10 protein-coding genes are annotated in these 12,776 nt (G+C 64.0%); 6 read left to right on the top strand and 4 right to left on the bottom strand.

Annotated elements, in window-relative coordinates:
- Positions 1–9: 9 nt before the first annotated feature.
- The 3 genes from ACRQ5Q_RS30410 to ACRQ5Q_RS30400 form a co-directional block, all read right to left on the bottom strand.
- Positions 10–972 (bottom strand): ABC transporter permease, encoded by a 963-nt coding sequence (locus ACRQ5Q_RS30410; RefSeq protein ID WP_439393632.1) that lies wholly within the window; start codon positions 970–972, stop codon positions 10–12.
- Position 973: 1 nt separating this feature from the next.
- Complete coding sequence (locus ACRQ5Q_RS30405; protein WP_439393630.1) at positions 974–1,954, bottom strand: ABC transporter permease; 981 nt, start codon at positions 1,952–1,954, stop codon at positions 974–976.
- Between the two features lie 100 nt (positions 1,955–2,054).
- Positions 2,055–3,653, bottom strand: a complete 1,599-nt coding sequence (locus tag ACRQ5Q_RS30400) for an ABC transporter substrate-binding protein (protein WP_439393628.1) — start codon at positions 3,651–3,653, stop codon at positions 2,055–2,057.
- Positions 3,654–4,049: 396 nt separating this feature from the next.
- Here ACRQ5Q_RS30400 and ACRQ5Q_RS30395 point away from each other — a divergent pair, with 396 nt between their 5' ends.
- From ACRQ5Q_RS30395 to ACRQ5Q_RS30370, 6 genes are all read left to right on the top strand, one after another.
- Positions 4,050–4,307, top strand: coding sequence for a DUF6489 family protein (locus tag ACRQ5Q_RS30395; RefSeq protein WP_018648137.1), 258 nt, complete (start codon positions 4,050–4,052; stop codon positions 4,305–4,307).
- Positions 4,307–5,107: an esterase/lipase family protein gene (locus ACRQ5Q_RS30390; RefSeq protein ID WP_439374141.1), complete on the top strand. Its 801-nt coding sequence runs from the start codon at positions 4,307–4,309 to the stop codon at positions 5,105–5,107. Before ACRQ5Q_RS30395 ends, ACRQ5Q_RS30390 begins: the two co-directional genes overlap by 1 nt.
- A 45-nt stretch (positions 5,108–5,152) precedes the next feature.
- Entirely contained in the window at positions 5,153–6,703 is a 1,551-nt protein-coding gene (locus ACRQ5Q_RS30385) for a WS/DGAT/MGAT family O-acyltransferase (RefSeq protein ID WP_439393626.1), read from the top strand.
- A 10-nt stretch (positions 6,704–6,713) separates the two neighbouring features.
- Positions 6,714–7,709 (top strand): alpha/beta fold hydrolase, encoded by a 996-nt coding sequence (locus tag ACRQ5Q_RS30380; RefSeq protein ID WP_439374143.1) that lies wholly within the window; start codon positions 6,714–6,716, stop codon positions 7,707–7,709.
- Between the two features lie 130 nt (positions 7,710–7,839).
- The gene (locus ACRQ5Q_RS30375) at positions 7,840–11,073 is read left to right on the top strand and encodes a bifunctional cytochrome P450/NADPH--P450 reductase (RefSeq protein WP_439393624.1); all 3,234 of its coding nucleotides are present in this window, start codon (positions 7,840–7,842) and stop codon (positions 11,071–11,073) included.
- A gap of 30 nt (positions 11,074–11,103) precedes the next feature.
- Positions 11,104–11,778, top strand: coding sequence for a spermidine synthase (locus ACRQ5Q_RS30370; RefSeq protein ID WP_439375537.1), 675 nt, complete (start codon positions 11,104–11,106; stop codon positions 11,776–11,778).
- Positions 11,779–11,787: 9 nt separating this feature from the next.
- On the opposite strand, the gene ACRQ5Q_RS30365 is transcribed toward ACRQ5Q_RS30370, so the two are convergent.
- Positions 11,788–12,702 carry an alpha/beta fold hydrolase gene (locus tag ACRQ5Q_RS30365; RefSeq protein WP_439393622.1) on the bottom strand — a complete coding sequence of 305 codons (915 nt, stop codon included), beginning with the start codon at positions 12,700–12,702 and terminating at the stop codon, positions 11,788–11,790.
- Positions 12,703–12,776: the final 74 nt, after the last annotated feature.

Genomic DNA, 12,776 nt, shown 5'->3' with positions numbered 1-12,776 from the left:
GCTGCATACTCATCGAAGTTTGGGGTTGAGCGCGTCGCGCAGCCAGTCGCCGAGCAGGTTGATCGACAGGATCAACGCCGCGAGTGCGATTCCGGGAAAGGCGACGATCCACCATTCGCCTGCGAACAGATAGCCGTTGCCGATGCGGATCAGCGTGCCAAGCGACGGCATGGTCTCGGGCATGCCCGAGCCGAGGAACGACAGCGTCGCCTCGGTGATGATGGCGAGCGCGAGGTTGATGGTGGCGATCACGAGGATCGGCCCCGTGGTGTTCGGCAGCACATGGCGCAGCATGATCACGGGCGCGGGCAGGCCGATCAGTTGCGCGGCGGCGACATAATCCTTGTTCTTCTCGACCAGGACCGAACCTCGCACCGTGCGCGCATACTGCACCCAAAAGCTCAGGCCGATCGCGAAGACCAGCACCGCCAGCATGCTCATCTCGTCGAGCTTGTTACCGAAGACCGATTTGGCGATGCCGTTGATCAGAAGCGCGATCAGGATCGCCGGAAACGAAAGCTGCACGTCGGCGATCCGCATGATCAATCCATCGACTGCGCCGCCGAAATAGCCGGCCGTCAGCCCAAGCAGAATGCCGATCGCGCCTGACAAGACCACGCCGAGCACGCCGACCAGCAGCGAGATGCGCAGGCCGTAGAGGATCGCGGACAGCACATCGCGGCCCTGCTCGTCGGTACCGAGCAGGAACGGGCTTTGACCGTCGGCGGTCCAGAGCGGCGAGATGCGCGAATTCATCAGCTGGAGCTGCGCGGGGTCGAACGGATTCTGCACTGACAGTACCGAAGCGAAGATCGCGACCAGGAAGAACAGCAACGTCACCCCCGCCGCGATCATCGTGATCCTGGAGCGGCGGAACGAGTAGAACAGGTCGCTGTCGAGCGCGCGCCTGAACCAGCCAGGCGGCGCCGCAGGGCGCTTCTCGGGTGTGTGCGGAACGACGGCTTCGCTCATGTCAGTGTGCCCGGCTGACCGTCGAGCGCAGCCGCGGATCGACGATGGTGTAGAGGATATCAACCACGAGATTGATGGTGACGAAGATCAGGGACACCATCATCAAATAGGCTGCCATGATCGGGATGTCGACGTTCTGAACGGCTTGCACGAACAGCAGCCCCATGCCCGGCCACTGGAACACGGTCTCGGTGATGATCGCGAAAGCAATGACCGAGCCAAATTGCAGGCCGGCCACCGTGATCACGGGAACCAGCGTGTTGCGCAGGGCGTGACCGAAATGGATCGCACGTGTGGTCAGGCCACGGGCGCGGGCGAAACGGATGTAATCAGTCCGCATCACTTCCATCATTTCGGCGCGGACGAGCCGCATGATCAGCGTCATCTGAAACAGGCCAAGCGTGATCGCGGGCATGATCAGCGCCTTCAATCCTGATAGCGTCAGCAGGCCCGTGGTCCACCAGCCGATATGCACGACGTCACCCCGCCCGAACGAGGGTAGCCAGCCGAGCGTCACCGAGAACAGGTAGATCATGAGGACGCCGATCAGGAAGGTCGGCAGCGAGATACCGATCAGCGAGACGGCCTGGAAGACATGCGCGAGCCAGCTGTCGCGTCGCAGCGCGGAATAGACGCCCATAAGGATGCCACTGAGCATCGCGAAGATCGTAGCAACGATGGCCAGCTCGAGTGTCGCCGGCATCCGCTCAATCAGCAGATTGGTGACGGGCAGGCGGAACTGGTAGGACACCCCGAACTTGAATTGTGCGGCGTTGCCGATATAGCGGCCGAACTGCACGAGCACGGGATCGTCGAGGCCGAGCGATTTGCGGATCGCGGCGCGTTCGGCGCCGGAAGTATCCATCCCGACCATCTGGTTCACGGGATCGCCGGCGAAGCGGAACATCGAGAACGCGATGATTCCGACGGCGATCATGACGCCGATGGCTTGGATTGCCCGGCGTAGTGTGAAAGCGAGCATCTGGTCCTTTCACATCTCTACAGCAGCACGCATCATTGCGTTAGCTCGAATAGCAAGTCCCGGAAGCCAAGGCTTCCGGGACTTCACAAGTTGTCGACACTTACTCTTCCTGCTTGGTCGCCCAGTAGAGCCTGACCATGTTGTCCGCACCCTGGGTCAGCTTCACCTTCTTGGACACGCCCCAGGCGAGCGCCTGCTGGTGCAGCGGGACATAGGCCCAGTCCTTCATCGAGATCTCGAAAGCCTGCTTGATCAGCTGATCGCGTTTGGTCGCATCGGATTCCACGAGAATCTTGTCGGCGAGATCGTCGAACTGCTTGTTGCAATAGCCTGCGAGATTGGCCTCACCGCGGTTGGGATCCTTCGGGTCATCCCGGCAGCCCAGGATGTCGTGCAGCACATTCTGGGAATCGAGCGTATCCGGGGTCCAGCCCAGCATGAACAGCGAGGTCTTGTAGCCGCCAGGCTTGAGCACCTTGGCGAAATACTGGGCCTTGGGCTGCGCCAGCAGATCCACCTTGATGTTGATGCGGGCGAGCATCCCGACGATGGCCTGGCAGATCGCGGCGTCATTGACGTAGCGATCGTTCGGGCAGTCCATCGTCACCTCGAAACCATCAGCATAGCCGGCATCGGCCAGAAGCTTCTTGGCGGCGTCGGGATCGAACTTCGGTCGGGTGAAGTCTTTCGAGGGAAAGATCTCTGGTGCGACCATCAATGCGGACGGCGTGGACAATCCGCGCATAACGCGATTCTTGATCAGGTCGATGTCGATCGCCCGGTAGACGGCTTCGCGGACGCGAACGTCCTTGAACGGGTTCTTGCCCTTGACGTTGGAGTACAGCAGCTCATCACGCGCTTGATCCATGCCGACGAAGAGGGTGCGGAGCTCGGGTCCCGTCAGCACCGTGGCGTTGGGGCTTGCTTTGACACGCTCGATGTCCTGGACCGGAACCGGCTCGATCACGTCGACCTCGCCCGACAACAGCGCTGCGACACGCGTGGCCGGGTTCGCAATCGGCGTGAAGACGATCTCCTTCAGATTATGCTCCGGCTTGCGCCACCACTCCGGATTGGGCTTGAAGACGGTCTTCACGCCCGGCTGATGGCTCTCGATGATGAAAGGCCCGGTGCCGTTTTCATGGAGCGAGGCATAGCTCGGGGTCGTAGCGGCGGCCGGCGTCGGTGCCACCGCATCGTTCGCCTCTGCCCATTTCTTGTCCATGATGTACCAGGTCGCCCACAACGCCGTCAGGATGGGATTGGGCGAAGTCAGGATGAAATCGACGGTGTAATCGTCGATCTTGACGACCTTGGCATCGGCCGGGACGCGGCTGAGGAAGTTTGAACCTTTTGCTCGCACGCGCTCGGCCGAGAACACCACGTCATCAGCGGTGAAGGGGTCACCGTTGTGAAATTTCACGCCTTTGCGCAGGTGAAAGCGCCAGCGCGTCGGCTCTGGCGTCTCCCAGCTTTCGGCGAGCGCCGGGATGATCTTCAGGTCCTTGCCGCGGGCGACAAGGCCCTCATAGACGTGGCCGAGATGCGCACTGGTGGTCGACTCGTTCAGCGTGTAGGGATCGAGCGACTTGAGCTCACCCTGGTTGGCGTAGCGCAGCGTCTGGCTCGACGCCGGCGACACCGCCAACGCAAGCGCACCGGCGAGCGTCGCCGCATATAGACTTCGTCCGACTGACATTCTTGACCCTCTTCACACGCCCCGACCGTCATTTTTGATTGTTCGGCGGGGCTGATCGATCCATGTTGCCCAGAGTTCACGACCCGTGCAAGCGCCATTCCAGCAAGGAACGCGCCAAGTTGCACCGCTGTGCAGCAATGCTGCCCGGCAATCTAGGGGAGGCTGGTGCGAACGACATTCGACTTTCGACCTGTGAAGTCGCCGGACGAAGGGAGATTGGCCCTGCCGTTCCACGGCATTTCAGCCCGTCCGCTACGGTCGCGGCCGGGCGATTTGATTGACCATACCCGTCGATTGCGGAAGCAGGTCCTAGCGGCTTCCCCTCAGGTCGCTTGCGTTGCACGCCGTGTCGCGGTGATACTGCCGGCAGGCTGCTCGAATCTCATCGGAGGGGACATGAAGGTTAACATCGAAATCGACTGCACGCCCCTCGAGGCCCGCCAGTTCTTCGGATTGCCCGATGTGGCGCCGATGCAGACGGCGGTGATGGACAAGCTGCAGCAGCAGGTCCTCAGCAATATCGAGAAGGTCTCCCCGGAATCGCTGATCCAGAGCTGGTTCACCTTCGATCCCAAGATCGCCGAGCGGTTTCAGGACATGTTCGTCACCATGGCTGGTCTCGGCAGCCCGCGCAGCAGCGACAAGAAGAAATAGTGCAGTCCGGGCGGGACGGCGAGGAGGATCCAGGCCGGCTTCGTCCGCCGGCTCTCGGCCTGCTGCTGGCCGAAGGCCGCGGACTGTTCGAGCTCAATGCGAGCCTGTTGCTCTCGCCGCTCCTGATGCGGGCGCCGAGGGGCGACGGCCATCCGGTGCTGGCATTGCCGGGCTTCCTCGCCAGCGACCTTTCGATGGTGCCGCTGCGGCGGTATCTCAACGAGCTCGGCTATGAGGCGCAGGCCTTGCGGATGGGGCGCAATCTCGGCGGGCTGGAGCGGATGCGGGATTCGCTGCGCGCCCGTCTCGCCGAAATCCATGCCGCGAGCGGGCGCAAGGTCAGTCTGGTCGGATGGAGCCTCGGCGGCGTCTATGCCCGCGATCTCGCGCTCCGGGCGCCCGACATGGTTCGATACGTCGTCACGCTCGGCAGTCCTTTTGCCAACGATGTGCGCGCGACCAATGCCACGCGGCTTTACGAGGCGCTGTCCGGCGAGCGGGTCGAGGACCTGGCGGAAGCGCGCCAAGCGATCGCCGGCGACCTGCCGGTGCCGGCGACGTCGATCTATTCGCGTGCCGACGGTATCGTGAACTGGCGGACATGCCTGCTCCGCCCCTCCGACCGTGCCGAGAACATCGAGGTGCACCTGGCGAGCCATATCGGGCTCGGTGTGAACCCCGCGGTGCTGTGGGCCGTGGCGGACCGCCTGGCGCAACCGGAGGGAGAGTTCTGGCCATTTGACCGCGTGGGGCCCTTTGCCATTGCATATGCCCCGCCGGAGCGGGCAGTATCGGCCTGACGAGAAGTGCCGCCAAGGCGCCCGTCGAATACTCGGGAGGGAACCATGGCTGACGGTAAGAAGCTGTCGTCGCTTGACGCGTCGTTTCTCTATCTGGAAACGCCGGAAATGCCGATGCATGTCGGGAGCATGGCGATCTTCCGCCTGCCCGACGATTACAAGGGCGACTTCTTCGAAGACTTCAAGGCGATGATCGTCTCGCGCCTGCACATCGCGCCGATCCTGAAGGCACGGCTGGAGAAGGCGCCGCTCGACATCGACCATCCCTCCTGGGTCGAGGACGACCAGTTCGACATCGATCGTCACATCTTCCGCGCCAGCCTGCCGCAGCCGCGCGACCGCGCCACGCTGGAGCGCATCGTCGGCTGGATGCATGCCAAGCTCTTGAACCGCGCCCGCCCGCTCTGGGAGTTCTACGTGTTCGAGGGCATGAAGGACAACGAGGTCGGGCTCTATTCCAAGATGCACCATGCCGCGATCGACGGCGGCGCTGGCGCGGCGCTGACCAACATGATCTACGACATCTCTCCGATCCCGCGGAAAGTCGAGCCGCCGACGGGAGGAACCAGGCCCGGCCAGGAGCCGCGCGACATCGCCGCGAACCTGCTAGATTCCTATCAGCAGCTGTTCAGCCAGCCGCTCGATGCTTCGCAGGCGGCGAAGAACCTGCAGCTGCCGCGCACCGGCAAGAGCGACATCGGCTCGATCCTGTTCGACAATGCGATGTACCAGATCGAGAGCGCGGTCCGTTTCGCCGGCAACATCCCGACCGTGCTCAAGAGCGTGTCAGACGTGCTCGGCAAGATCGCCGATCCGAAGTCGCGCGAGAGCCTTGCCAGCATGGTGTCGCCGCCGACCATGCTGAACAAGACGATCTCGTCGGAGCGGAGCTTTGCCGGCGTGTCGATCCCGCTGTCGCGGGCGAAGACGCTGGCCAAGCAGGCCGGCGGTAAGCTCAACGACGTCGTGCTCGCGCTCGCCTCCGGCGTGGTCCGGCGTTATCTCCTGCAATATGGCACCTTGCCGGCGAAATCCCTGACTGCTGCGGTGCCGATCTCGCTCCGCGAGGAGGGCAACACCGAGGCCAACAACCAGGTGTTCGGCATGATCTGCTCGATCGCGACCAACATCGAGGATCCCAAGGCGCGGCTCGAGGCGATCATCGCGCAATCGACCAAGTCCAAGGAAATGTCGCATCCGCTGCGCGCGCTGATGCCCCAGGTCTCCAACATCTCGATGTTGGGCGCGCCGATCATGGTGCAGATCCTGGCGCTGCTCTACAGCCGCTCGAATCTCTCCGACGTGCTGCCGCCGGCCGCGAACATCACGGTCTCCAACGTGCCCGGGCCGCGGCAGACGCTCTACGCCGCCGGTGCCGAGCTCTTGCACATCTTTCCGGTGTCGATCTCGACGCATGGGCAGGCGCTCAACATCACCGTGCAGAGCTATCGCGACCAGCTCGACTTCGGCTTCATCGTCGGCGCCAACATCATTCCGCACGTGCAGGTGATGTGCGACATGCTCCCGGAGGAGTTTGCCGTGCTGGAGGCGGCCTACATGCCGCCGTCGGCGGACATCAAGGGCGCTGCTGAGTAGGAATAGTGCGATGATTGAAATGCCTCCGCTCAAGTTCGCGACGACGAACGGAATCCGCATGGGCTATTACGAGGCTGGCCCGGCCGACGACAAGCCGCCGGTCGTGCTGTGCCACGGCTGGCCCGAGCTCGCCTTCTCCTGGCGCCACCAGATCAAGGCGCTGAGCGAAGCCGGCATCCGCGTGATCGCACCGGACCAGCGCGGCTATGGCGCGACCGACGGGCCCGAGCCGGTCGAGGACTACGACATGGAGCATCTGACCGGTGACCTCGTCGGGCTGCTCGATCACCTCAGCATCGACAAGGCGATCTTCGTCGGCCACGATTGGGGCGGCTTCGTCGTCTGGCAGATGCCGCTGCGCCATCCTTCGCGCGTCGCCGGCGTCGTCGGGGTCAACACCCCACATTGGGACCGCGCGCCGGTCGACCCGATCGCGCTGTTCCGCCAGCGCTTCGGCGACCACATGTACATCGTCCAGTTCCAGGATCCCGCGCGCGAGCCGGACAGGATTTTCGGCAGCCGCGTCGAAGAGACCTTCGATGCCTTCATGCGCAAGCCGGCCGCGCGCCCTCCGGGCGCGCCCGAGGAGCAGCCGATTGCCGGCATCGGTGCTTCGCCACGCATCAACCTGGCGTTCCCGCAGATGATCGCGAATTACGACGCCAGACATGATCCGCGCACGCCGATCCTGTCGGCGGAGGAGAAGAAGGTGTTCGTCGACACGTTTACGAAGACCGGCTTCACCGGCGGCATCAACTGGTATCGCAATTTCACGCGCAATTGGGAACGCTCGAAGGGGCTCGACCATCACATCCACGTTCCGTCACTCATGATCATGGCCGAGAACGACGCCGTGCTGCCGCCGTCGGCGGCCGACGGCATGGAGAAGCTGATCGCCGACCTCGAGAAGTATCTCGTGAAGGACAGCGGCCATTGGACGCAGCAGGAGAAGCCGGAAGAGGTCAGCGCCAAGCTGATCGAATGGCGTAGACGGCGGTTTGGCTAGCTCGTCATTGCGAACTCGTCATTGCGAGGAGCGAAGCGACGAAGCGATTCAGACTGTCGCCGCGGATATATTTCCGGATTGCTTCGCTTCGCTCGCAATGACGACATTGAGGCAGGGGGGCTACATTTCGATGTCATCGAAGAACCGTCTGGACCCGATCCCGCAGCCGCCGACAAAGCCGGTGGTCGGCAACATGCTGTCGCTGGATTCGGCGGCGCCCGTGCAGCATTTGACCCGGCTGGCCAAGGAGCTCGGCCCGATCTTCTGGCTCGACATGATGGGCTCGCCGATCGTCGTCGTCTCCGGCCATGATCTCGTCGACGAGCTCTCCGACGAGAAGCGTTTCGACAAGACGGTGCGCGGCGCGCTGCGGCGCGTGCGTGCAGTCGGTGGCGACGGCCTGTTCACCGCGGATACCAGGGAGCCGAACTGGAGCAAGGCGCACAACATCCTGCTGCAGCCGTTCGGCAACCGCGCCATGCAGTCCTATCATCCGAGCATGGTCGACATCGCCGAGCAGCTCGTCCAGAAATGGGAGCGGCTCAACGCCGACGACGAGATCGACGTCGTCCATGACATGACGGCGCTCACGCTGGACACGATCGGCCTGTGCGGCTTCGACTACCGCTTCAATTCGTTCTACCGGCGCGATTACCACCCTTTCGTCGAGTCGCTGGTGCGTTCGCTCGAAACCATCATGATGACGCGCGGCCTGCCGTTCGAGCAGCTCTGGATGCAGAAACGCCGCAAGACGCTCACTGAGGACGTCGCCTTCATGAACAGGATGGTCGACGAGATCATCGCCGAGCGCCGCAAGAGCGCGGAGGGGATCGACGACAAGAAGGACATGCTCGCGGCGATGATGACCGGCGTCGACCGCTCGACCGGCGAGCAGCTCGACGACGTCAACATCCGCTACCAGATCAACACCTTCCTGATCGCGGGCCACGAGACCACCAGTGGCCTGCTGTCCTACACGCTCTACGCGCTGCTCAAGCATCCGGACATCCTCAAGAAGGCCTATGACGAGGTCGACCGCGTCTTCGGTCCCGACCTCAATGCGAAGCCGACCTACCAGCAGGTGACGCAGCTCACCTACATCACGCAGATCCTGAAAGAGGCGCTGCGGCTGTGGCCGCCGGCGCCGGCCTATGGCATCTCGCCGCTCGCGGACGAGACCATCGGCGGCGGCAGGTACAAGCTCAGGAAGGGCACGTTCGTCACCATCCTGGTGACAGCGCTGCATCGCGATCCCTCGGTGTGGGGACCCAATCCCGATGCCTTCGATCCCGAGAATTTCACCCGCGAGGCGGAAGCGAAACGGCCTATCAATGCCTGGAAGCCGTTCGGCAACGGTCAGCGCGCCTGCATAGGCCGCGGCTTTGCCATGCACGAGGCGGCGCTTGCGCTCGGCATGATCCTGCAGCGCTTCAAGCTGATCGACCACCAGCGCTACCAGATGCACCTGAAGGAAACCCTGACGATCAAGCCGGAAGGCTTCAAGATCAAGGTGCGTCCGCGCGCCGATCGCGAGCGCGGCGCCTATGGCGGGCCTGTCGCGGCTCTTTCGGCGCCGAAGGCGCAGCGCCTGTCCACCACGCGACCTGGCCACAACACGCCGATGCTGGTGCTCTACGGCTCCAATCTCGGTACCGCCGAGGAGCTCGCGACGCGCATGGCGGACCTCGCCGAGATCAACGGCTTTGCCGTGCATCTCGGCCCGCTCGACGAGTATGTCGGCAAGCTGCCGCAGGAGGGCGGCGTGCTGATCATCTGCGCGTCCTACAACGGCGCGCCGCCCGACAATGCCACGCAGTTCGTCAAATGGCTCGGCGAGGATCTGCCGAAGGATGCTTTCGCCGGCGTGCGCTACGCGGTGTTCGGCTGCGGCAACAGCGACTGGGCGGCGACCTATCAATCGGTGCCGCGCTTCATCGACGAGCAATTGTCGAAGCACGGCGCCCGCGCGGTCTATCCGCGCGGCGAGGGCGATGCGCGCAGCGATCTCGATGGCCAGTTCCAGAAATGGTTCCCGGCGGCCGCGCAAGTCGCGACCAAGGAGTTCGGCATCGACTGGAATTTTACCCGCACGGCGGAGGACGATCCCCTTTACGCGATCGAGCCTGTCGCGGTGACCGCCGTCAACACCATCGTCGCCCAGGGTGGTGCGGTGGCGATGAAGGTGCTGGTCAATGACGAGCTCCAGAACAAGAGCGGTCCCAACCCGTCGGAGCGTTCGACGCGTCACATCGAGGTGCAGCTACCGTCCAACGTGACCTACCGTGTCGGCGATCACTTAAGCGTCGTCCCGCGCAACGATCCTACGCTGGTGGACTCGGTCGCCCGCCGTTTCGGCTTCCTGCCGGCCGACCAGATCAGGCTTCAGGTCGCCGAGGGCCGCCGTGCGCAATTGCCGGTCGGCGAGGCGGTGTCGGTCGGCCGCCTGCTCAGCGAGTTCGTCGAGCTGCAGCAGGTCGCGACCCGCAAGCAGATGCAGATCATGGCCGATCACACCCGCTGCCCGATGACCAAGCCGAAGCTGCTGGGCTTCGTCGGCGAGGAGCCTGAGACGCTCGAGCGCTACCGTAGCGAGATCCTGGCGAGACGCAAATCGGTGTTCGACCTGCTGCTGGAATATCCCGCCTGCGAACTGCCGTTCCACGCTTATCTGGAAATGCTCTCTCTGCTGGCACCGCGATATTACTCGATCTCGTCCTCGCCGTCGGTCGACCCGGCACGATGCAGCGTCACGGTCGGCGTGGTCGAGGGTCCGGCCGCCTCCGGCCGCGGCATCTACAAAGGCATCTGCTCGAACTATCTCGCCAATCGCCGCGCGGGCGATACGATCTACGCCACCGTGCGCGAGACCAAGGCCGGCTTCCGCTTGCCGGACGATCCGTCCGTGCCGATCATCATGATCGGCCCGGGCACGGGACTTGCGCCATTCCGCGGCTTCCTCCAGGAGCGCGCGGCGCGCAAGGCGAAGGGGGCCACGCTCGGCCCGGCCATGCTGTTCTTCGGCTGCCGCCATCCCGATCAGGATTTTCTCTACGCGGACGAGCTGAAAGCGCTGGCGTCGGCTGGCATCACCGAGCTGTTCACTGCATTCTCGCGTGCGGATGGACCAAAGACCTATGTGCAGAATGTACTCGCCGCACAACAGGACAGGGTCTGGCCGCTGATCGAGCGGGGCGCGATCATCTATGTCTGCGGCGATGGCGGGAAAATGGAGCCAGACGTGAAGGCCGCGCTGGTTGCGATCCATCGTGAGAAAAGCGGCAGCGAGGCCGCCGCCAGCGCCCGCTGGATCGAGGAGATGGGCGCGAAGAACCGTTATGTGCTCGACGTCTGGGCGGATGGGTGATTGTTCGTCCGATCGTGCTACAGCTTGCGCATGATTCCCTGGGAAAAGATCGACACCGCCGAAATCCCCGGCTCCGACGAAGAGCTCCGCCTGATGCGGCGCGGCAAGGAGTTTTCCATCAAGCTCGGCAGCAACGAGCTGATGAACAGCCGTCTGTCGGGCTCGGAGGCCGCGCTGGCAACGCTCGCGGCAAAGCAGATCGAGAAGGTCGCAAAGCCGGTCGTCCTCATCGGCGGCCTCGGCATGGGCTTTACGTTGCGTGCGGCGCTCGCCGTGCTCGGGGATAAGGCGAAGATCGTGGTCTCCGAGCTCGTCCCGTCGGTCGTCGCCTGGGCGCGGGGCCCGATGGCAGAGGTCTTCGGCGGCAGCCTCGATGATGCCAGGGTCAGCATCCGGGAGATCGATGTTGGCGAAATCATCCGCGCGCACCGGTCAGCGTTCGACGCCATTCTGCTCGACGTCGACAACGGGCCGGAAGGACTGACACGCAAGGGCAACGATGCGCTCTACAATGCGAGCGGGTTGACGGCGGCCATGGCTGCGCTGCGGCCGGGCGGCGTGCTCGGTGTGTGGTCGTCAGGACCGAACCCGACATTCACCAGGCGCCTTCGCACCGCCGGATTCGATGTGAACGAAGTCAACGTCCGCGCGACCGGCAGAGGCGGCGGCGCGCGCCACGTGATCTGGATCGCGAAGAAAGCTTAGGCCACCGTTTTAAGCCGCCCGCGCGGCTGCGCCATGCGCGTGCTTGTCGATGGCGCCGATGATCTCCGGCCAGAAACGCATCGGCAGCGCGTGGCCCATGCCCGGGATCATCAGCAGCTTCGCGTTCGGAATTGACGCCGCGGTGTCCTTGCCGCCGTCAGGATGGACCAGCGGATCGACGGTGCCGTGGATGACGAGCGTCGGAGTCCTCACGGCGTGCAGCCGCTCCTTGCGGCTGCCGGAGGCAAGCACGGCGCGAAGCTGGCGGCCGACGCCGGCCGGATTGAGCCCGCGCGCGAACACGCGCTCGGCGCGGCCGGGATCGAGCGCTTCCTCTTCCGGAAACGACCCGGCGCGCAGCACCTTCCAGGTCTGGCCGAAGCGGACCATGAACTCCTCCTTGCTGCGTGGCGGCGGCGCCATCAGCATCGCCGCGGCCTCGCGGGTCGGCGGCGGTATGCGCGGATTCCCCGTGGTCGACATGATCGAGGTCAGCGAGCGCACGCGCTGCGGAAACGACAGCGTCACCTCCTGCGCGATCATGCCGCCCATGGAGGCCCCGACCAGATGCGCCGACTTGATGCCGAGCGCATCCATCAGGCCGACCGTGTCCTTGGCCATGTCGATCAGCTTGTAGGTTGCGGCCACGGGAATCCGGAGGAAGCGCAGCTTCAGCAGCTCGAGCGGCGTCAGCCGCTTGCCGCCCGTCAGATGGCTGGACTTGCCGATGTCGCGATTGTCGAAGCGGATCACGCGGAAGCCGCGCGCGGCGAGCTGCTCGCAGAACGCATCGTCCCAATGGATCATCTGGGCGCCCAGACCCATGATCAGCAGCAGCGGCTCGGCATTGTCGTTCCCGAAGATCTCGTAACAGATGTCGATGCCGTTGGCGCGGACGGTCTGGGGCGGCTGATGGGCGGTCACGGGTCCCTCCTGCTGATCGCTGCTGTATCGCACGGTTTGCCGCCGCAAAGAAGCGCCTGCGCGACGACGGGGCC

This window comes from Bradyrhizobium sp. PMVTL-01, from assembly GCF_051861855.1.
Taxonomy (GTDB): Bacteria; Pseudomonadota; Alphaproteobacteria; order Rhizobiales; family Xanthobacteraceae; genus Bradyrhizobium.
This window is presented reverse-complemented; position numbering and strand designations above follow the sequence as displayed.

Bases quoted from the DNA above. Each gene is read 5' to 3' on its own strand.
- ACRQ5Q_RS30410 (WP_439393632.1), bottom strand. From the start codon at position 972: ATGAGCGAAGCCGTCGTTCCGCACACACCCGAGAAGCGCCCTGCGGCG.
- ACRQ5Q_RS30405 (WP_439393630.1), bottom strand. From the start codon at position 1,954: ATGCTCGCTTTCACACTACGCCGGGCAATCCAAGCCATCGGCGTCATG.
- ACRQ5Q_RS30400 (WP_439393628.1), bottom strand. From the start codon at position 3,653: ATGTCAGTCGGACGAAGTCTATATGCGGCGACGCTCGCCGGTGCGCTT.
- ACRQ5Q_RS30395 (WP_018648137.1), top strand. From the start codon at position 4,050: ATGAAGGTTAACATCGAAATCGACTGCACGCCCCTCGAGGCCCGCCAG.
- ACRQ5Q_RS30385 (WP_439393626.1), top strand. From the start codon at position 5,153: ATGGCTGACGGTAAGAAGCTGTCGTCGCTTGACGCGTCGTTTCTCTAT.
- ACRQ5Q_RS30380 (WP_439374143.1), top strand. From the start codon at position 6,714: ATGATTGAAATGCCTCCGCTCAAGTTCGCGACGACGAACGGAATCCGC.
- ACRQ5Q_RS30375 (WP_439393624.1), top strand. From the start codon at position 7,840: ATGTCATCGAAGAACCGTCTGGACCCGATCCCGCAGCCGCCGACAAAG.
- ACRQ5Q_RS30370 (WP_439375537.1), top strand. From the start codon at position 11,104: ATGATTCCCTGGGAAAAGATCGACACCGCCGAAATCCCCGGCTCCGAC.